Below are 19,253 nucleotides of genomic sequence, written 5' to 3'. Positions count from 1 at the left end.
CCGCTCGGCGCTGCGCCGGGGTTGCCCTCCGCGACACCATCGTGTCCTGATCTCCGCCAGAGCTTGACGTTCCGCCTGCCGTTGTCTTTTCGAGACGCGTTCGCAACACCCCCGTCGGCTCCAACTCCCCGCCTCGGACGTCACATTCGCAGAGACCCACCGTCCGAAGGGGGACACCATGACGTTGCGCACGCCCAGCCGCGACGGCGGCCACGACCGCAAGCGCGACCACGATCGCGTTCCCGGCCGCGGCCGCGCTCGCGGCCGCAACCGCCGCCCAGCGGGACCGGGCCTGCTCGCCGTCCTCGCCGCCGGGGCGGTCCTGCTCTCCGGATGCAGCGCCTCCGGCGGCCACGACCGCAGCAGCACCGCCCAGGAGGACACCCGGCGCCCCCGCGGCGGCAACTCCGTTCCCGCGCCCGGCGGCACCGCCCACGGCGCCCCCGGAACCGCCGACCGGGCCGACGGCACGGCGGAGGGCGAGGACGACGGCCGCCGCACCCAGGCACCGCCCCCGGACCACCTCTCCACCTTCGCCCTCGACGTGGACACCGCGAGCTGGGGCTACGCCCGCCGCACCCTGGCCGACGGCAGACTCCCCGACCCCGGGACCGTCCGCCCGGAGGAGTTCGTCAACAGCTTCCGCCAGGACTACCGCCAGCCGGACGGCGACGGCTTCTCCGTGACCGTCGACGGCGCCCGCACCGACGCCGCCGGCTGGTCCCTGATGCGCGTCGGACTCGCCACCCGGGCCGGCGCCGGCCAGGACCGGCGCCCGCCCGCCGCCCTCACCTTCGTCGTCGACATCTCCGGCTCGATGGCCGAGCCCGGCCGCCTCGACCTCGTCCGCACGTCCCTGGACCTGATGACCGACCGGCTCCGCGACGACGACTCCGTCGCCCTCGTCGCCTTCAGCGACAAGGCCGAGACCCGGCTCCCGATGACCCGACTCGACGGCAACCGCCGGCGGGTGCACCAGGCCGTCGACCGGCTGCGCCCCACCGACTCCACCAACGTGGAGGCCGGCATCACCCGCGGCTACGACACCGCCGTCGAGGGCCGCCGGGCCGGCGCCACCAACCGCGTCGTCCTGCTGTCCGACGCCCTCGCCAACACCGGCACCACCTCCGCCGACGCCCTGCTGCAGCGGATCGACGGCGCCCGCCGCGACCACGGCATCACCCTCTTCGGCGTCGGCGTGGGCAGCGACTACAACGACTCCTTCATGGAACGGCTGGCCGACAAGGGCGACGGCCACACCGTCTACGTCTCCGACCCGGAGGAGGCCCGCAGGGTCTTCTGCGACGAACTGCCCGCACAGGTCGAACTGCGCGCCCGCGACGCCAAGGCCCAGGTCTCCTTCGACCCGCGCAACGTCGAACGGTTCCGGCTCATCGGCTACGACAACCGGCGCGTGGCCGACGACTCCTTCCGCGACGACTCCGTCGACGGCGGCGAGGTCGGCCCCGGCCACACGGTCACCGCGCTGTACGCGGTGCGGCTCAGGCCCGGCGCCTCCGGACACGTGGCCACCGCCACCGTCCGGTGGCTCGACCCCGACGGCCGCGCCCCGCACGAGGAATCCGGCCGGGTGGAGGCCTCCGCGCTGACCGGCGGCGGCTGGGAGCAGGCCGCGCCCCGCTTCCAGGTCACGGCCGCGGCGGCGTACCTGGCCTCCTCGCTGCGCGAGCGGGACGGCGGCTGGGAGGCCGTGCCGGGCGCGGTCGGTCTGGGCCGGCTGTCGGAGATCACCGGCCGGCTGGCCGAGCGGACCGAGGACCCCGAGGTCCGGCAACTGTCCGAAGCGGTACGGCAGGCCCGCCGCCTGCTGGGCTGACGTACGGCTGACGCGTACGGGAAGGACGGGGAGGACGGGAAGCGCGGGGGGTGCGGGGAGAGGGCGTGCTCCGCCCCCCGGCGGATTTTTTCGTCACCTTGACGATATGAAGAGCTCCCGTTATCGTCGCCTTGACGAAATGAAGGGGGTTCGCCATGGCCGACATCACCCGGCGCCTGGGCTGGCGCCATCTGCGCTCCGCGCCCACCGCCCACATCCGCCACCACAAGCGCGGCCGGCTCGTCCACGACGGCCGGGGCCTCAGCTTCTGGTACCGGTCCCTGTCGGCGGCCCTGTCCGAAGTGCCCGTCGACGACCGGGAACTGGCCATGGCCTTCCACGCCCGCACGGCCGACTTCCAGGACGTCACCGTGCAGGCCACCGTCACCTACCGGATCAGCGACCCGGCCCAGGCCGCCGAGCGCCTCGACTTCTCCGTCGACCCCGACACCGGAAGCTGGCGCGGCGCCCCCCTGGAGCAGATCGCCACCCTCCTCACCGAGACCGCGCAGCAGCACACCCTGGACGTACTGGCCCGCATCCCGCTCGCCGACGCCCTGGTCGACGGCGTCGCCTCCGTACGGCAGCGGGCCGCCGACGGCCTCGCCGCCGAACCCAGACTCCCGGCCACCGGCATCGAGGTGGTGGCCGTACGCGTCGTCGCCATCCGCCCCGAGGCCGAGGTGGAACGCGCCCTGCGCACCCCCGCCCGCGAGCAGATCCAGCAGGAAGCCGACCGGGCCACCTACGAACGCAGGGCCGTCGCCGTCGAGCGCGAACGCGCCATCGCCGAGAACGAGCTGGCCAGCCAGATCGAACTGGCCCGACGCGAGGAACAACTGGTCAACCAGCGCGGCATCAACACCCGCCGCGAAGCCGAGGAACAGGCGGCCGCGGACAGCGTACGGACCGAGGCCGAAGCCGCCCGCAAGGTCCGCCTCGCCCGCGCGGAGGCCGAAGCGGCCCGCGAGACCGGCGCCGCACGCGCCGACGCCCAGGCCGCCTGGCTGCGCGTGCACGGCGAAACCCACCCGGACACCCTGCACGCCCTGGCCGCGACCCGCCTGGCGGAGAACCTGCCGCGGATCGAGAGCGTCACCCTTTCCCCCGACGTCCTCACCTCCCTCCTCACCCGCCTCGGCCGCCCGGACGGCGGAGCGGGCGCGTGAGCCTGGCCCCGCGCGCGGTGATCGTGCACCGCAGGACCGAGTACGAGGAGCTCCTCGCCCGGCACGGCACCCACGGGCAGGCCGCCTTCTTCCTCTCCAGCCGCGGCCGCTCGATCGACGAGGTGGTCCGCCGCCACGACCGCACCCGCCAGGCGCTGCGCGACGTGGCGGCGGCGGTGCCGCTGACCTGGCGCAACACCCGGGTGGAACGCGCCGACCTCGACCGCTTCCTCTTCGCCCCGGAGGACGTGGTCGTCGTGGTCGGCCAGGACGGCCTGGTCGCCAACACCGCGAAATACCTCCACGGACAGCCGGTGGTGGGCATCGACACCGACCCGGGACGCAACCCCGGGGTCCTGGTCCGCCACCGCCGCACCGACGCGGCCGCCCTGCTGCGCGCCGCCACCACGCCCGGCGGCCGGACGGACGAACTCACCATGGTCGAAGCCGTCGCCGACGACGCCCAGCGCCTCCTCGCCCTGAACGAGATCTACCTGGGCCCGCCCGGCCACCAGACGGCCCGCTACCGCCTGGGCCCCGACGGCGAGCGCGGCCAGGGCGAGGCCCAGGCGTCCTCCGGGGTCCTGGTGGGCACCGGCACGGGCGCCACCGGCTGGCTGCGCTCCCTCTGGCTGGAGCGCGGCAGCACCGCGGCACTGCCCGCACCCTGCGAGGAACGGCTCCTGTGGTTCGTCCGCGAAGCCTGGCCCTCACCCGCGACCGGAACGACGCGGGTCACCGGCGAACTCCGGCGCGGACAAGGACTGCGGCTGACCGTGGAATCGGACCGGATCGTGGTCTTCGGCGACGGAATGGAGTCCGACGCCCTGGAACTGACCTGGGGCCAGAGCGTCCGGCTGGGCATCGCGGAGACATCCCTGCACCTGGTGACCTGACCCCCCACCCCGGGACCGCACGCCCCCACCCCGGGACCGCGCGCCCCCACCGCCCGACCGCACGCCCCCACCCCGGGACCGCACGGCGCGCCCCCGGACGCTCACCTCAGGGCGAAGAGCAGGTTGACCGAGTTGTAGTAGTTGGGCAGGTGCGCGATCTCCGACCCCGGACGCGGCGGGTCGGACTTCGGCCAGTTCCGCGGGCCCAGCAGATGGTCGGCGTAGTCGCTGTCCGGGACCCTCGGCACGAACCAGACGCGGTACGCGCCGGGGTACCTGTCCCGCTCGAACCGCCAGAGCTGCGTCACCCGGTCCCCGCCGGCCCGGCAGGCACGCAGGGTGACCCCGACGACGTTCCCGCCGCCGGCGGTCCCGTCGAGGCAGGTACCGGTTCCCGCGTTGCGGAGCTGGTAGGTGTTGTTCTGATGGGCGGGCAGCCGCTCCCACTTCTGCCCCGCCTTCCCGGTGCACGGCTCGAGCTGCACCGGATCGCCGCCGGAAGAGCCGTCGCCCACGCCGACGCACAGCCCCGAGGCCACATTGACCAGGGCGGAGCCGGCACCGGTGCGATCCGTCGACGGCGACGGAGAAGGCGGCACGGCGGACGCCGAAGCGGTCACGGAAACCGAAGGCGAAGGGGGCGGCGTGGCAGGGGCGGTGGCGTGGGCCGCCGACCCGATGACCGAGATCGGTGTGGCCTCCGGAAGCGGGCCGCGCGGCAGCGCGAACGTACTGACGGGAGCCGCGACCCGCCCGGACCCCCGGCCCTCGGAGTCGGACGGCAGCAGAACGACCACGGTGGCCGCCGTCCCCGCCACGGCTGCCGCAGCGGCCCACTTCACCGCACCGGCCTTGGCCCCGGCGAGCTGCGTCCCGCCCAGTACGCCAGAGGCGGCGAGCTGCGTACCGCCCCCGCCCAGGGCCGACAGGAACGAGGCGGGGTTCCACAGCAGGATGCCACCCAGCAGCAGCACCCCCAGACGGCCGTTGACATCGCGCAGGTCCCGCTCGGCCCGCGCACAGCCGGCGCACCCCTGAAGGTGCCGGCCGAGATCCCGGGTCAGGCGCGTGCCCGGCCGGCGCAGCCTGGCGGCTATCTGCCCCCCGTAGTGCTTGCACTCATCACTGGCACTCCGGTCCAGGTGAGCGCGCAGGTACGCCTCCCGCAGGCCCTCCCGGGCCCGCGCGGCCAGCGAACCGACACCTCCCGCCGATATCCCCAGGCGCGCCGCGGTCTCGGCCGCCGGCTCGTTCTCGACGACGGAGTGCCACAACACGGCCTGCCAGCGCTCCGGCAGCGACCGGTAGGCGTGCAGGACCAGCGATTCCTCCTCCGCCGAGAAGACGGCGTCCTCGGCGTCCGCACCATCGGAGAGCTGCTCGACCCATTCCTCGAAATCGTCCGACAGCCGTGTACGGGAGGCCTCCCGCGTCCAGGCGGCCGCCAGACGGCGCACACAGGTCAGCAGGTACGGCCGCCAGGCGTACTCCGGCCCGGCACCCCAGGCGATGGCCCGGTAGGTACGGGCGAACGCCTCGGCGGCGAGATCCTGAGCGGTGGAGAGGTCCCGGCAGCACGTACGGGCGTACGCGAGCACCGACGGATGGTGACGGGCGAACACCTCGTCCATCACCTCCCTGACCGCCGTGCCGGAGTCCGAGGTGTGCCCCCGCAGCAGAGCACACAGCTCGCCGTCGCTGAGGGCCCGGAGATCCTGCTGACGGGCGGTACCAGGTCTACTCAACACGTGCTCCTGTGTGGCTTGCTGACGACCCGGGCGTCGGTCCCGGGCACATCCGTCATGGGGGGTGCGACGCTGCGCCCGACCGGAATTCGCGCAAGTGTGCACGCTCGCAGGGCCGCAGGCAAACGGCAGGAAGGAAAGCAGAGCCTGTCGCTCCGGATCCGCCAACATGGCGACAATCCCTGGTCAGGACGGCTAGGATCCGCCCACCACGGCTGCGGCAAGGGCGCCGGGCGCACCCCTGTGAGCCCGTCCGCGGCCCGCCCGCGGGCGCGCGCCGGCATCGTCACACCGGCGGTATCCCGCCACCCCCCCCCGGACTTCAGGGGGTGGCGGGACGGCCGTCGCAGGCCGCTCAGCGCTTGTCGTAGACGCCGAAGACGTCGATGACGAGGTCGATGCTGTTGCCGCTGCGGTTGAAGAAGTCGACGATGCCGTTGGCACCGAGGCTCGCCTGGACCAGGTTCGGCACGGTCTTGCCGGCCGTCCAGTTCAGGGTCGAGGAGTTCGGTGCGACCGGCGGGGTGTGCGTCCTGTTCTCGTACTGCCACAGGGCGTTGGGGTCGGGAGCGACCGTGAGGTGCCCGGCGCCGCCGGTGTTGGTGACCGTGGTGTTCAGCACCATGGCGGTCGCGGTGGAGTTCTCCTCCCCGAACGTCGAGTAGATGTAGCGGCCCGCCTTCAGCGGCCCCGAGGGCCACTGCGAGGCGTTGCGGGTGTCGAGGTCACGGACGGGACGGACCGGGATGTAGGCGCTCACACCGTCCGGGCTGTAGTACCCGACGACGTCGACGATGACATCGGCCGGATCCCAGCCGCCGTTGCGGACGTTGATCCTGCCGTCCGCGCCGACGGGGACGATGACCGCGTTGGCGATGGTCTGCCCGCCGCCGAAGTTCACATTGGACGTGTTCGGCGCGGCCTGGCCGCTGGGGAAGACGGTCAGATGACCGGCCGCCCGCGGGCCCGTGACGGTCACGTTGAGCGCCACGGCCTTCGCGCCGGCCGGAATGCCACGGGTACCGGCGATCTGGACACCGAACTGGCTCTGTCCGGGGACCGGGCCCCGGGAGGTGCCGAGGCCCTCGCGGGTGTCGACGAAACGCGTCGGGTCCGTCGGCGTGTAGCCGCTGGCCGAGGACCGGGTGAAGTAGCCGGTCACATCCGCGATCAGGTCGACGCCCTGCTCGCCGCTGTTGTACAGGTTCACGTAGCCGTTCTTGCCGACCGGCACGATCACCAGGTTCGGTACCGAGTCCCCGGCCGCGTAGTTCACGTTCGACGTCGTCGGGCGCTCGGTGCCGTCGGCGTACGCGCGGACGTGACCGGCGGCCCTGGTGTTGGTGACCGTGACGTTGAGGACCACGGCGGCGACGTCGGCCGGGATGCCGTGGTTCCCGGCGACCTTCACACGGGTCTCGCCCCACGCCGGCACCTGGGCGGCCTGCACGGCGCCCGTGCCGTCCCGGCTGTCGAGCAGACGGGTGGGGCTGTGCGGGGTGAACTCCGAGCCCGGCGTGATGAACGGCATCTCGTTCGTCGCCGAGACGCCCGCGGCACCGTCGGGCCCGTACACGGTGACCCTGACCGTGTAGCTGCCCACCTCGGCGTACAGGTGGTGGGAGGTCATGGTCCCGCTGCCGCCGGTGACTTCGCTGCTGGACGTGCCGTCGCCCCAGTCGGTCACGACCGTGAGCTGCGTACCCAGGCTGCTGGTGATCTCGGACTTCAGGTCGATCATCCGGGCGCTGGTGGCCGTGCCGCTGAGGCCGACCTTCAGGTCCGCGTCCGCCGCGGCGCCCGAGGTCGGCGGAGCGGCCGCGGCCCGGTTCCCGGCGGCCGGCGGGGCCTTCCGCACCGACCGGTCGGCCGGGCTGCCGAAGGTGAACGCGTTCGCCGCGGTCCTGGCCAGGTCCTTGGACGAGGTGACGCCGTGGGCTCCGTCGGCGGACGGCCCCGCGGCCCGGGCCATGCCCCCCGGCACGAACCCGACGCCTGCCGCGATCACGGCGGCGGAAACAACAAGTCGGCGACTACGCACCGGCCCCCCAAAGTATTGGTCGAACGTTCGAGTTGATCTCGAAGAGGCGCTCACCCTACAGAGCCGCGCCGCCCCACCACCCACCACCGTGCAAGGAAACAACGGACCGTTGTTTCCTTGCACGGTGGGCTAGGGTGGTGTCATGCCGGACGACACCGAGACCACAGCCCGCCGCAGGCCCGACGCCCCTGCGGACCGCTCCCCGGCCGACGGTGCTCTCGCGGCGGGGCTGCAGCAGGACGTCGCCTTCCTGGACACGCTGCTGGCCGGCGCGGCCGGAGGTGACGGAACCGGACAGCACGGCTTCCCGGACGAGGGCCTCGCTGCGGCGCTGGGCCTGTTCGAGGGCATGCGGACGGCACTCGACCGGCTGGAGGCGCAGGTCGTCATCGAGGCCCGGCGCCGTGGGATGGAATGGCGGGAGATCGCCGGCCACCAGGGGATGAGGTCGTCCCAGGCCGCTTCCCAGCGCTACCAGCGCCTGGTGACCCGCCTCGAAGAGATCCGCCAGGGCATCCGGTAAGACCAGGCAGGAGACACCCTTCCCATGAGCAGCCAGCCCTCCGACCCCCTCGCCGCGGTCGACGCCCTCCTCGCCGCCGTCGAGGCCGGCCACCTCCTCCCCGCCCCTGCGGAACGGGTCCGGCTGCGGGAAGCGGCCGGCCTGACCCAGGCAGCCGTCGCCCAGGCCCTCGGCGTACGCATCCCCAGCATCCAGGCCTGGGAGGAAGGACGCGCCGAGCCGAAACCCGAACGCCTCCAGGCCTACCGCCGCCTCCTCGAAGGCCTCGCCCACCGCTACCCGGCCCCCACCCCCACCCCCACCCCCGCCGCCTCACCGCGGCCGCACACCCCACCCCCGGCGGCAGCGACACCCACCGCCCCGGCCGCCCAGTCACCCGCGCCCGGTGGCCCGGCCGTTGCCCGTACCGCCGCCCGCCCGGCGACGACGTCGCGCCGCCCCGCGGCGAAGAAGACCGTAAGGCCTGCCACCACCGCCCCGGCCGATCCCCGGTTCCCGCACGGCCCGCTCGCCGTCCTGGACGGCGACGGCAGCGCCTACGCCATGAACGGGATCGTCCTGGACTGCCCCGCCACCACCGTCACCGAACTGGTGGAGTGGACGCTGAACGAGTCCGGCCTCGGCGCCCCGCGCCTCAACCGCAACGGCAAGGACTCCGACCCCCTCGTCGTCCTCACCGCCTCCGCCGCCGTGCAACTCGGACTCCCCGAACGCCTCGAAGGCCGCGAGGAGCGCCGCTCGCTGCGCCTGGCGCAGGACCACCCGGTCGTACAGCAGATCGGCCGGGCGAAGTGGCAGCTCACCCAGCGCGGGTTCGGCCCGTGGGCGCGCATCTACCGCAAGGCCGACGGCAGTACACGGCAGTGCGTACAGCTCGCGATCCTGCCCTGGGACGCCCTCGACGCCCGCTCCTGGCCCGGCGTCGCCACCCTGCACCCCGCCGACATCGCCCGCGTCCTCGGCGTCTACGCCCAGCGGGTCATCACCCCCCGCGGATCCACCGCCGTCTCCGGCCTGGAGCTGATGACCGCCCTGCGCCCGCCCACCCGGGCCGTACAGGAGAACGGCACCTGGGTGTCCGGCCACAACCCGGGCAGCCTCGGCTCGCAGCCGCCGGCCCCGGCACCGCCGGAGGCGATCGCCGAACACCCCGTCGTCGTCGACTCCGGCTGGACGGGAGGCTTCCTGAACGAGGAGGCCTACCAATGGGTCCGCGACCCCGCCCTCCTCTGCGACGCCGAGTGCCTGCTGCCCTACGCCGTCGGCCTCGACCTCAACACCGCCTTCCTCGCCGCCGCCGCACGCCTGACGGTCGGCCTGTCCGCCCCCGACCACTTCCACCAGCCCGTCTTCAACAAGAAGATCCCCGGCTCCTGGCTCGCCGACCTCTCCCACATCGACCTCGACCCCCGCCTGCCCTCCCCGTTCACCCCCGACGGCACCCGCCCGGCGGGACCGGCCTGGTACCAGACCCACACCCTCGCCTACGCCCAGGAACTCGGATACGACGTCCACCCGATCGAGGCCTACCTGCGCCGCGAGACCGGCGCCTACCTCGACCCCTGGCACGACCGGTTGAAGACCGCCTACCTCGACACCCTCGCCGACCTCGGCGTCACCACCGACCTCACCGACGCCGACTTCCTCACCGCGATGGCAGTCCACCAGCAGACCGACCCGGCCATGGCCGCCGTCCTCGCCGCGATCAAAGCCACCGTCAAGGGCGGCATCGGCAAGCTCCGCGAACGCCCCCAGGGCCGCACCTACCGCGACGGCGACCCCTGGCCCGCCATGCAACGCCCCACCTGGCGCCCCGACATCCGCGCCGCCGTCATCTCCAAGGCCCGCGTCAACATGCACCGCAAACTCGCCAACATGGTGAAACTGACCGGCCTGTACCCCCTCGCGGTCCTCTCCGACTGCGTCGTCTACCCCTCACCCGGCCCCTCCCCGCTGGACTTCCTCCCGTACGCCGCGCCGGGCAAGCCGCTGATGGGCGGCTTCCGCCTCGGCCCCACCCCCGGCCTGGCCAAACTCGAAGGCGTGCAGGAAATGTCCTGGGCGGTCGACCTGATGGAGAAGGGCCTCAACCCCGCCCGCCACATCAAGGGCGGCGACGCCGTCCTCGACGACGGCGAATAGAGACCGTGCCGAGGAGCCGAACCGCTGTGGGAGAGATCGAGGACGCCATCGTCCGCGCCGACCAGGAGGCCTTCACCAAGGCCCCACCCAAGACCCTGAAGGGCCGGATCAACTTCCTGCTGAAACAGCTGGGGACCACCCGCGCCGTCGCCGCCGAACTCGGCGTCAGCCAGCGGTCGGTGGAGCGCTACCGCAAGGGCGACCGCAAGACCCCGCCCAGGCGTGTCACGGACCGCATCGAGACGGCCGTACGCGCCCGCTGGCAGCCCGTGGTCCGCGGCCGCCGCCGCAAGGAGGCCGCCACCAGCACCGGCATCACCGTCGAGACCCGCGCCCGGTTCGGCTACACCGCCCCCGTCGGCACCACCGACGACGGCCGCGTGCGCCGCCTCACCGTCCACCTCCCGCCCGCCTACGCCCAACGCCTCTTCGACGCCCGCGCCCGCGGCGCCGCCGACCACGACCTGCGCGCGATCGTCGCCGAAGGACTGCAGGAGATCTACTTCAAGGACGGCGGCACCCGGGCCGACCAACTCCGCGTCGAGTTCACCGACATCGACTACTTCGACGTCTCCTTCTGAACCCGCCCCCGCACGGTCCCTCAGATCCGAACTGCGGCGACGACCGCCTCACCGAGGTGCTCGCCTGGGCCCGCGACAACCCCCACGAGCCGCTCCCCGTCGCCGAACCGGCCCGGCGTGCCGTGATGAGCGAACGCTCCTTCGCCCGCCGCTTCACCGCCGCCACGCCGTAACGCATCCCCGCCGCGGAACTTTCGTCCAAGACAAGGGCCTGCGACTCCGGCGAACCTGGGGGCATGCCCAGAGACGACATGGGGGACGCGCCCCCGAAGCGCACTGCTCACCACCGCTGGGAGGTCGCCCGCCCCCGCAACGGAACCTCTCCCGACGGCGTACGGATGGCCGGGTACCGGGACCGTACGGGCAGCAGGCTGGACATGCAGGTGCTGCCGCAACCCGCCGTGATCGTCGTCATCGGGCTCGGAGCCGGCCCGATCACGGTGGAGAGTCCCTCCGGAAACCGGCCACTGAGCGGGCTCGTCGCCGCCCTGTCGCCCGGTCCGGCCCGTATCCGAGGCGAGGGCGTCGAATGCGTCGAGATGGCACTGTCACCCCGGGCCGCCTACGCCCTGCTGGGCGTGTCCCCGCTCGAACTGGACGGCTCCGTCACCGGACTCGAGGACCTCTGGGGGCGACACGCCCGGCTGCTGCGCGAGCAGTTGGCCGACACCGCATCCTGGCAGGGCCGCCTCGCGCTCACGGACGGATTCCTCAGACGGAGGGCCGCAGGGGCCCCGCCCATGGCGGCCGAGGTCGCCGCCGCCTGGGACGCCATCGTGACCGGCCGCGGCCGAGTGCGGGTCGGCGACCTCGCCGCGTCCTGCGGATGGAGCCGCAAACGGCTCCGGGCCAGGTTCACCGCCCAGGTCGGCCTGACCCCCAAGCGCGCCGCCATGCTGGTCCGCTTCGACCACGCCGCCCGGGCACTCCTCGCCGGCGAACGCGCCGGCGACGTTGCCGTGGCGTGCGGATACGCCGACCAGCCCCATCTTCACCGCGACATCCAGGCCCTCGCCGGGTGCACCCCCGGTGCACTGCCCGGCCTGACCGTGTCCACCGAGCCCTGACCGTCCATCTCCCCGGCCGATCGGCGACGGGTGACGGGTGATCGGCCGACCCGAAGGAAGGAAGCAAGACCTGTGATGAACACCGAGGCCCGAGCAGCACAGACGGCGGCAGCACAGACGGCGGCAGGCCGGGAACTCGTCGTCCGGCTCGCGTTCGGCAGCATGGCCGCATACACCCTGCGGGCGGCGGTCCGCCTGGAGGTCGTGGAACTGATCGGCGACGGCCCGCGCACAGCTGCCGAGCTGGCCGCCGGAGCCGGGACCGCGCGCGGGCCCATGACACGGCTGCTGCGCGCCCTGACCGCCCTGGGCCTCCTCACGGAAGACGCCCCCGACACGTTCTCGGTGACCCCGGCGGGCACGCTTCTCGGCCCCGGTCACCCAGACTCCCTCACGTCGTTCGTCCGCATGTTCACCGATCCGGCGATCGTGCGCGCCTGGGAGCATCTGGAGAACAGCGTCCGTACCGGAGAGATCGCGTTCGATTCCGTCTTCGGCACGGACTTCTTCAGCCATCTCGCCCGGCACCCCCAGCTCTCCGCGGACTTCAACGCGGCAATGAGCCAGGTCACCTCCGAGACCGCCGCCGTCCTCCCAGGCGCCTTCGACTTCAGCCGGTTCACCTCGGTCACGGACATCGGCGGAGGCGACGGCACCCTCCTGGCCGCCGTCCTCGACGCGCACCCGGGCCTCGCCGGCACGGTCCTCGATACCGCCGACGGCCTCGCAGAGGCTGCGAGGACACTGGCGCAGCACGGGCTGGAGGACCGCTGCTCCCTCGTGGCCGGGGACTTCTTCCGGTCGGTCCCACAGGGCTCGGACGTGTACCTCCTGAAGAGCATCCTGCACGACTGGACGGACACCCGGGCGGCCACGATCCTGCGCCACTGCCGCCAGGTGCTGCCACCCGGCGGCAGGGTCCTGATCGTGGAGCCCGTGCTTCCCGAGGCCGTCGGCACGGAGGACGCGGGCACCTACCTGAGCGACCTCAACATGATGGTGAACGTCGGCGGCAGGGAACGCACCCGCGCGGACTTCGAGGAGGTGTGCCGCCGGGCGGACCTGCGCGTCACGTCGGTCACCCCGCTCCCCGACGCCGCCCCCTATTCCCTGATCGAGGCCGTGGCCGAGGCCGAGGCCGAGGCCGACTGACCACGGACCACTGCGCCTTCATGGCCGGCCCTGCAGGACGCCGGCCCCGGCCCCGGCAGCGACCCCGGCCCCGGCGGTGATGATCTCGGCAAGCTGATTGGCGAAGGCCGCGTTGCACCCTCCGAGCCGGACGAAGCCGTGGCCGGCCACCGGGCCGTCGTTGCACAGCGAAGGAAGGGTCAAACCGGCCAGTGCGAGCGCGGTCTTGAGGTTGACGACGGCTTCTTCACCGGCCTGGTAGGCGGCGTCCTGGAGCCGCTTGTAGTGGATCCGCTCGGTACGGGTCAGTTCGTAAGCCATGCTGTGTGGCCCTTTCATGGTGAGTGAGGCGGTGGAAGGAAGGGGCTCGCCCGGCTCCCGGATCCGTTCGGTCCGGCCGCCTGGAGGCGCCCCGGATGAGGGACCGGATGAGGGGCTGCCGGCCGTCCCGGCCGTGGCCGCGGCCGCGGCGCAGACGTGCCCGATATGCGCAAGGCCCGGCCCGTGACTATCGCTTTCGATCTTCGTTTCAAAGGTGCAGGCAGGCACCCTTTTACGTGTGGGAAGGAGCGGGTTTGTCCAGGAAGTCAGCGGCTGCCACAGGCTTCCTGCTCCACGACAGCCCGCCATCGGATGCTGCCGGCGCCCGGCACGTGCGCGGCGGGACCTCGCAGCCTCATGCCGGACGGCCGGCTGCGGCGTGCCGCGGCCGCCTCCGCATCACCGGCCCGAGGGCTGCGGCGCCGGCGTCGGCCTGCGCCCGCAGGACCGTCTCCCCCGTACGGCCGTTAGGCGCCGTACCCCAGCCCACGACCGCTGGGCGAGGGCCGGCCGCTCTTGTCGGCACCGGAGTACCCGGGACGGCCGCCGCCGGCCGGACCGGCCGGACCGGCCCAGTCCGCGGAGGTGTGCCCGGGCCTGAGCGTATGGTTCTGCGGGTTCCGGTGTCTCGGAGCGGCCTGGCGGGGAGGCCGTGTGAGGGTGATCTGGCGGACCAGCTGCTGGAAGCAGGCCAGCGTCGCGACGGCAGGAAGCGCGGACGACATTCCGGCGGTGAGAGTTCTGGGCGCCTGGGCCACACACAGAAGAGTGGCCAGAGTGGAGAACAGCAGAACCATCGACCAGGAATGAAGCGCGCGGCGCTGGTGCAGCGCCGATCTGAGGATGGACAGGGAAGCGACCACCCAGGGGCCGTAGACCAGCAGGGGCCACCAGCCCACCACGCCGCGGGCCGTGTGCAGTCCGGCGCTGTGGCGCAGTGTGTCGCAGATGGCCAGCCCGCTGAGGATGCTCACCAGGGTGGCGATGACGGCGACCAGCACAGCGGTGCACGTGCTGCCCGTGCGCAGCAGGGTCGCCGCCAGCGACCGCTGCACACCCCGGCGGTGCCCGCCGGAGGCCTGTCTGCGCTGGCCCTCGGCGGTTGCGGCGTGCTTCAGCCCTGTGACGTGGTCCATGCTGCCCGCCGAGCCCACCGCGTCGCCGTAAGGGGTGCGGCCGAACGGTCCGGGCGCGGAGCTCTCCTGCAGTAGGCCGGCGAGCTCCTCCACCGGATCCCACCCCCCATTGACTTCATGGGCCCATCCGGGCTGTTCCCCCGGCGTGTGCTGCTGCACCTGGTCCGATCGGCGCCAGAACACGGTGGTGTCCTGCTGGGGCTGAGGGCCGTGCAGGTCGGGGTGCTCGTGCGGCTCATACACGGGCAAAGCCGCCCGAGCGCTCGCCGGCGGCAGCCGTGGCCGGTCTGCCGCTCTCCGGTCCCAGCCCCCGTTCGAACTCGACCTGAATCCTCCTCATCGTATGGAGGAAGTCCTCAAAGGCCGCGGACGAGAATCTCAGCTCGACTTCCTGGTTCTCGTGTTCCAGCATCGCGTTCTCGGATCCGCTGGATTCTGCTGGGCGCGGAGTGAAAGTCCACTTTCCGATCCGAGTGGTCCCGGTGTGAAAGCCGCCTCCTCGCCCTCCTTCTTCGGAAGTCCCGGGGGAGAAGGAAGGGGGCTTTGCTGTTGTCATATTCCGTAAACGCTGCCGATCTTGGTGAGGGTATGCGCCATCCGGGTGATGGTGTGAATGCACAGGCGCCGGCCGGCCGCTCATCCCTGTTCCGGCACAAGCCCTGCCATAGGCGAATCCTTTTCTCGGCGGATGGTGCCCGCCTTCTCGGGGGATGGTGCCCGCCCCGGCCGCCGCGGCGACGGCTGCACCACTCCGCCCCCTCGCGGACTCCGTACCGGACGCCTCGGGGAGCCTCGGTACCGGCCGAACATCGGAAAAAAGGCGGAAACGACAAAGGGATGGGATGCGCACATGACTGCAACCGGAGGACAAGACGCAACCGTGCATATGCCCCTGCGTTATGCCCACCGACTGCCGAGGGCGCCGACCGTGTGCGCCCCCGCGAACCTCCAGCCTTCGAAAGGTCAGCCGTGGGAGACCTCTTCCTGTGGATCGTGCTCATTTCCACTGCACTGGGCACAGGTTGCACTGCTTGGATGTCGTCCGGGACCGGAGGCCTGTGGCGTGTGGACGCCCTTGAACTGAGACGTCAGCAGCGCTTCGAGCAGGTTCTGTCCTCCCACGTGGACGCCATCAGGCGCTCCCACCGGACCGTCGCAGCCCCGACCGAGGCGCCGGCGTACCGCCGGCCCCTGGGTGCGGAACAGCCCGGAGCCCCGGCGGCCGCACCCCCCGGATGCCCTCACCTCCTGGATCCCGCGGTGTGACACCCGGCCGGATGTCGGGCGGCAAAATGTGCTACCGAACGAACGGCCGCTGCCGAATCCATTAAAACCCCGGCAATCTGCACGTAAAAGCCGGTGGCAAAAACCCCGGCAATCTGTACATTGCCGGATTGTGCCGACAGCCGGTCGGCAGGTGCTGATCTGATTTCAGAATTCCCGTGAAGCCTGTCACGAAACCGGAATGTTGAATTTCGGATCACGCTCCGCGTCGGATCCGCAGAGCGCCACCGCAACCGCCACCGAACGCGGTTTGTCCGCCGTGCGAAACGAGATGAGATGTCTGACAGCGCACAACAGGCTTCACCCTGCGGCGATTCCGGGCCGGACGGTTGTGCAGGCACGACCACCTGCCGCCACCCCCGCCCCTGCACCTGCGACGGGGACGTCCTCACCGGCCCGGCGACGCTGGCGGCACCCTTCCTGCGCCGCCTCCAAGCCGGCGGCGTCGGCGCGACGGCAGGCCCCGCCGACGGCTCCCTCACGACGGACGTACTGATGTTCATCGCCCGCTCGCTGCGGGACGACGGCCCCGCCCACCTCGACCTCGCGGACTGCGCCGGAAGACTGGAGCGCGCCGTCGACGAGGTACGGGGCGAGGCCGCCTGGCTGGCCGAACACGAGTTCCTGGCATGGGACACCGGCACCGGCACCGAGGGGGCCGGCGTGGCACGGTTGTGGGTGAACCCCTCGGTCACCTTCCTGCCGTGGACCGACCCGAGAGTGGCTGCCGCCCGGCACCGCTTCCCCTTCATCACCACGGCCGACAGGGGCATGGCGGCCGAAGAACCGGTCATCATCCGCCCGTACGACGCGGCCGGCTGGCACACGGTCTACCTCCGGTACCTGGAGACCACCCGAACTCCGTCCCTGGCACTCTCACCCCCGTGCTGCCCGCAGGGACTGTACGAAGCCCGATGCCACCCCGAACAAGGAAGAGCGCGCCTGGGCCCGGCGAGGAAACACCCAAGGCACCTGAGGCAGGCCCCAGGCCCCAGGACCCGTACCTGAGCGCGCGAACCGTGGGAGTCGAGGCCGCGCAAGACGCTCCGCCGGCAGGGCGTCGGTGGACGCCCTTACGCTCGCCCCCGTGGAACGTGGATGATCTTGAGTGCCCAGGCGAGCCACTTCGGCGGTCTTCCGGGTCGTCAGTCCAGCCGGGTCAGGAGTTCGGCGAAGATCCGAGGCCGGCTGAAGTAGCCGACGTGCGAGGCGGGGAGCGTGTGGACGTCGAAGGGGTGGTGCGGGGTCAGGGCGTCGGCCTTGCGGATCATGTGGTCCTGGACGGCCGGGGGGATGCTGCGGTCCTGCGAGAGGCGGACGAAGGTGTGGGGCACGCGTCCCCAGCCCTCGGGCCGGACCACCGCGTCCGCTGCCAGCAGCGCGTAACTCTCGTCCGGGTCCAGCGAGTCGAGGAGGACGCGGAACTGGTGGTCCGTCGCGTCCGCCATCATCGCGCTCTTCAGCTCCGCGAACAGCGCCGGATCGGAGTGCGCCCGGCGCCAGTTCAGCCGCATCACCCCCGGGTCGCGTACGTCCGGTACGGCGATCCGCGCCGTCGGCGCGTCCAGCAGATTGTCGTCCACCACGTCCCACGGTTCGGTCAGCATGGCCGGGTCGCTGAGGCAGAGGGCGGAGAGGTGGACCACCCGGTGCAGGAGCTCCGGGACGGCGTTGGCGACGGCGCTGATCGTCAGGCCGCCGAAGCTGTTGCCGGCCAGGACCAGCGGCCCGTGGCCGGCGAGGCGGCGCAGGACGTCCACGACGTGCCGCACGTTGTCCTGCAGCGTGACCCCGTGCATCGGGGAGGGTTCGGCGGCCAGGGAGGCGAGGTCGAGGGGCTGCCGGTGGTAGGCGGCGGGGCCGTCGGCGAGGTGGCCGTGGCCGGGGAGGTCGACGGCGTACGACAGGTGCCCGAGGAGGGCCAGTTCGTTCTGCAACGGCCCCCAGGCCCGGGCGTTGCTGGAACCGCCGTGGACGAGTACGAACACGGGCAGGGGGCGGCGCGAAGAAGCGCGCATGATGAGGATCCTCGTCATCCAGAGGTGAAACCGGTCGGTGGACTGCGGACCGGGCACCGACGAAGGCCGGTCGGCACCGGGTCAGTGCATGGACCGGATGCGCGCGGCGTGCCAGTTGTGGATGACGGACGACATGGCGCGACCCTAACCCGCAGCACCGTCCGGGCGCCCCCGTATATTTCCCGCCACCGCGGCGCACGCCGGCACACCCTGTGCGCCGTCATGCCCGTGTGACGGAGGTGGGGCCGGCCAAGTGCCCCGTAAGGCGTCGCCGACCAGCAGTGCCCCCGGTTCGGTGAGCGGTCCGGTCATGCCCCTCGGACCGGACCGCTCACCGCCGCGCGCTACTCCTCGCTAGGACCTGTCGGCCGCCGGGCCCGCCGGGTGGAAGTTGATGCGTTCTCTGACGACGGGAAAGCCGGCCTTCGCGAAGGCCGCGGCCATCGGAGTGTTGGTCCGGTCCGTCGCCCCGGTGACGGACTCCGCGCCCTGCTCGACGAGAAAGCGGGTGCACTCCGCGAGGAGGTCGAAGGCGTAACCGCGACCGCGCTGTTCCGGGAGGACTCCGATGAACCCGATGGTCGGGCCGGAGGGGTTGTGGGCCGGGATGTGGATGCCGGCCAGGTCGCCCTCCGGCGTGTACGCGGTCTGCCACCACTCCCGTGGAGAAGGGCACCAGTGGAAGAAGTCGAGTTCCTCCCGGGCGGCCCGGTCGAGACCGCCCTCCTCGATGGCCCTGAGCGCGTGGGCGTCCAGGGTGGCGGAGTGGATGCGGCGCAACGCGTCGAAGAACACGGTGTCGTCGGGCTCGGCGCTGAAGCGCAGGCGCCCCGGCCTCTCGGGCAGAGCGTGTTCCGGGGTCCAGCGGTACAGGAAGCGTTCCACGAGGCGTTCGTACCCCGCGGCTCGTGCGGCGGCGAAGCGAGTCTCGGCGGCGACGCGCAGGTCGGCCCTTTCCCGCCAGCCGCCGGGCAGGTTGATCTCGAGTTCGACCTGCCGGGGAGCGGAGCGCAGGAGTTCGGCTCCGGCCTCCTCCTCGCCCTCGGCCACGTCGAACCAGTTGATGTTGACGGGCTCCGAGTCATCGGGACCGCCCCACCACGCGCCGCGGGCGACGACCTCGCCGTCACGGAGGGCTACGCGCTTCCAGTCGGGACGGAACCGGGTGAGCCGGTGGCCTTCCCGGGCGCCCAGGGGGTCGGGGAGTGCGTCGAAGAGATGAGCGTCGCTCGCCGAGAGCGTACGAATGACCGAACCGGTCATGGATTTCCTCCGGGAAAAGCTGCTTGGTGCGCTCCCGGTCAGAATGGACGAACCGCGCCGGGACGGTGGAAGAGGGAGCGCTGGAAAGGTGTGAACTGC

The 19,253-nt window shown here is 72.2% G+C and carries 16 protein-coding genes and 1 pseudogene; 10 read left to right on the top strand and 7 right to left on the bottom strand.

From position 1 onward, the window contains the following. Positions 1–178 precede the first annotated feature (178 nt). From NRK68_RS36045 to NRK68_RS36035, 3 genes are all read left to right on the top strand, one after another. Positions 179–1,837 (top strand): vWA domain-containing protein, encoded by a 1,659-nt coding sequence (locus tag NRK68_RS36045; protein ID WP_183068744.1) that lies wholly within the window; start codon positions 179–181, stop codon positions 1,835–1,837. A gap of 155 nt (positions 1,838–1,992) precedes the next feature. Further along, the gene (locus NRK68_RS36040; RefSeq protein ID WP_183068745.1) at positions 1,993–3,006 is read left to right on the top strand and encodes an SPFH domain-containing protein; all 1,014 of its coding nucleotides are present in this window, start codon (positions 1,993–1,995) and stop codon (positions 3,004–3,006) included. Beyond that, positions 3,003–3,902 carry a hypothetical protein gene (locus NRK68_RS36035; RefSeq protein WP_257858382.1) on the top strand — a complete coding sequence of 300 codons (900 nt, stop codon included), beginning with the start codon at positions 3,003–3,005 and terminating at the stop codon, positions 3,900–3,902. The genes NRK68_RS36040 and NRK68_RS36035 overlap by 4 nt, the downstream gene beginning before the upstream one ends. A 101-nt stretch (positions 3,903–4,003) precedes the next feature. Here the strand turns inward: NRK68_RS36035 and NRK68_RS36030 are convergent, their stop codons facing one another. Together NRK68_RS36030 and NRK68_RS36025 are read right to left on the bottom strand one after the other, a co-directional pair. Beyond that, complete coding sequence (locus NRK68_RS36030) at positions 4,004–5,647, bottom strand: sigma-70 family RNA polymerase sigma factor (protein WP_257858381.1); 1,644 nt, start codon at positions 5,645–5,647, stop codon at positions 4,004–4,006. Positions 5,648–6,002: 355 nt separating this feature from the next. Next, on the bottom strand, positions 6,003–7,688 hold the full coding sequence (locus NRK68_RS36025) for a hypothetical protein (RefSeq protein WP_257858379.1): 1,686 nt from the start codon (positions 7,686–7,688) through the stop codon (positions 6,003–6,005). A gap of 142 nt (positions 7,689–7,830) precedes the next feature. Between NRK68_RS36025 and NRK68_RS36020 the strand changes: the two genes are divergently transcribed. The 6 genes and pseudogenes from NRK68_RS36020 to NRK68_RS35995 all read left to right on the top strand — a co-directional run bounded on the left by NRK68_RS36020 (position 7,831) and on the right by NRK68_RS35995 (position 13,153). After that, positions 7,831–8,211 carry a hypothetical protein gene (locus NRK68_RS36020; RefSeq protein WP_257858378.1) on the top strand — a complete coding sequence of 127 codons (381 nt, stop codon included), beginning with the start codon at positions 7,831–7,833 and terminating at the stop codon, positions 8,209–8,211. Between the two features lie 24 nt (positions 8,212–8,235). Further along, a complete protein-coding gene (tap, locus tag NRK68_RS36015) occupies positions 8,236–10,353 on the top strand; it encodes a telomere-associated protein Tap (protein ID WP_183068750.1) in 2,118 nt (705 codons plus the stop codon). Between the two features lie 26 nt (positions 10,354–10,379). Beyond that, entirely contained in the window at positions 10,380–10,934 is a 555-nt protein-coding gene (gene tpg, locus NRK68_RS36010) for a telomere-protecting terminal protein Tpg (RefSeq protein ID WP_183068751.1), read from the top strand. 38 nt (positions 10,935–10,972) lie between these two features. Then, positions 10,973–11,101: pseudogene (locus NRK68_RS36005) on the top strand (AraC family transcriptional regulator); the annotation flags it as partial. Between the two features lie 69 nt (positions 11,102–11,170). Then, a complete protein-coding gene (locus NRK68_RS36000; protein WP_257858377.1) occupies positions 11,171–12,001 on the top strand; it encodes a helix-turn-helix transcriptional regulator in 831 nt (276 codons plus the stop codon). A 75-nt stretch (positions 12,002–12,076) separates the two neighbouring features. Next, on the top strand, positions 12,077–13,153 hold the full coding sequence (locus NRK68_RS35995; RefSeq protein WP_257858422.1) for a methyltransferase: 1,077 nt from the start codon (positions 12,077–12,079) through the stop codon (positions 13,151–13,153). Between the two features lie 18 nt (positions 13,154–13,171). Here the strand turns inward: NRK68_RS35995 and NRK68_RS35990 are convergent, their stop codons facing one another. The 3 genes from NRK68_RS35990 to NRK68_RS35980 form a co-directional block, all read right to left on the bottom strand. Further along, complete coding sequence (locus NRK68_RS35990) at positions 13,172–13,453, bottom strand: hypothetical protein (protein WP_183068753.1); 282 nt, start codon at positions 13,451–13,453, stop codon at positions 13,172–13,174. A gap of 467 nt (positions 13,454–13,920) precedes the next feature. Continuing rightward, entirely contained in the window at positions 13,921–14,832 is a 912-nt protein-coding gene (locus NRK68_RS35985; RefSeq protein ID WP_257858376.1) for a hypothetical protein, read from the bottom strand. Then, positions 14,825–15,001 carry a hypothetical protein gene (locus NRK68_RS35980; protein ID WP_183068755.1) on the bottom strand — a complete coding sequence of 59 codons (177 nt, stop codon included), beginning with the start codon at positions 14,999–15,001 and terminating at the stop codon, positions 14,825–14,827. The genes NRK68_RS35985 and NRK68_RS35980 overlap by 8 nt, the downstream gene beginning before the upstream one ends. A 1,148-nt stretch (positions 15,002–16,149) precedes the next feature. On the opposite strand from NRK68_RS35980, the gene NRK68_RS35975 reads away from it, so the two are divergent. After that, positions 16,150–16,881: a hypothetical protein gene (locus tag NRK68_RS35975; protein ID WP_183068756.1), complete on the top strand. Its 732-nt coding sequence runs from the start codon at positions 16,150–16,152 to the stop codon at positions 16,879–16,881. A 137-nt stretch (positions 16,882–17,018) separates the two neighbouring features. Here NRK68_RS35975 and NRK68_RS35970 read toward each other — a convergent pair whose 3' ends face one another. Together NRK68_RS35970 and NRK68_RS35965 are read right to left on the bottom strand one after the other, a co-directional pair. Further along, a complete protein-coding gene (locus NRK68_RS35970; RefSeq protein ID WP_257858375.1) occupies positions 17,019–17,891 on the bottom strand; it encodes an alpha/beta fold hydrolase in 873 nt (290 codons plus the stop codon). Positions 17,892–18,245: 354 nt separating this feature from the next. After that, positions 18,246–19,154: a GNAT family N-acetyltransferase gene (locus NRK68_RS35965; protein ID WP_257858373.1), complete on the bottom strand. Its 909-nt coding sequence runs from the start codon at positions 19,152–19,154 to the stop codon at positions 18,246–18,248. Between the last annotated feature and the right edge of the window lie 99 nt (positions 19,155–19,253).

This window comes from Streptomyces yangpuensis, assembly GCF_024666385.1.
In the GTDB taxonomy this organism is placed as follows: domain Bacteria; phylum Actinomycetota; class Actinomycetes; order Streptomycetales; family Streptomycetaceae; genus Streptomyces; species Streptomyces yangpuensis.
Note: the sequence above shows the minus strand (reverse complement) of the source record. Positions and strands in the feature narration are given on the sequence as shown.

Bases quoted from the DNA above. Each gene is read 5' to 3' on its own strand.
- NRK68_RS36045 (WP_183068744.1), top strand. From the start codon at position 179: ATGACGTTGCGCACGCCCAGCCGCGACGGCGGCCACGACCGCAAGCGC.
- NRK68_RS36040 (WP_183068745.1), top strand. From the start codon at position 1,993: ATGGCCGACATCACCCGGCGCCTGGGCTGGCGCCATCTGCGCTCCGCG.
- NRK68_RS36020 (WP_257858378.1), top strand. From the start codon at position 7,831: ATGCCGGACGACACCGAGACCACAGCCCGCCGCAGGCCCGACGCCCCT.
- tap (WP_183068750.1), top strand. From the start codon at position 8,236: ATGAGCAGCCAGCCCTCCGACCCCCTCGCCGCGGTCGACGCCCTCCTC.
- NRK68_RS36000 (WP_257858377.1), top strand. From the start codon at position 11,171: ATGCCCAGAGACGACATGGGGGACGCGCCCCCGAAGCGCACTGCTCAC.
- NRK68_RS35995 (WP_257858422.1), top strand. From the start codon at position 12,077: ATGAACACCGAGGCCCGAGCAGCACAGACGGCGGCAGCACAGACGGCG.
- NRK68_RS35990 (WP_183068753.1), bottom strand. From the start codon at position 13,453: ATGGCTTACGAACTGACCCGTACCGAGCGGATCCACTACAAGCGGCTC.
- NRK68_RS35980 (WP_183068755.1), bottom strand. From the start codon at position 15,001: ATGCTGGAACACGAGAACCAGGAAGTCGAGCTGAGATTCTCGTCCGCG.
- NRK68_RS35975 (WP_183068756.1), top strand. From the start codon at position 16,150: ATGTCTGACAGCGCACAACAGGCTTCACCCTGCGGCGATTCCGGGCCG.
- NRK68_RS35970 (WP_257858375.1), bottom strand. From the start codon at position 17,891: ATGCGCGCTTCTTCGCGCCGCCCCCTGCCCGTGTTCGTACTCGTCCAC.
- NRK68_RS35965 (WP_257858373.1), bottom strand. From the start codon at position 19,154: ATGACCGGTTCGGTCATTCGTACGCTCTCGGCGAGCGACGCTCATCTC.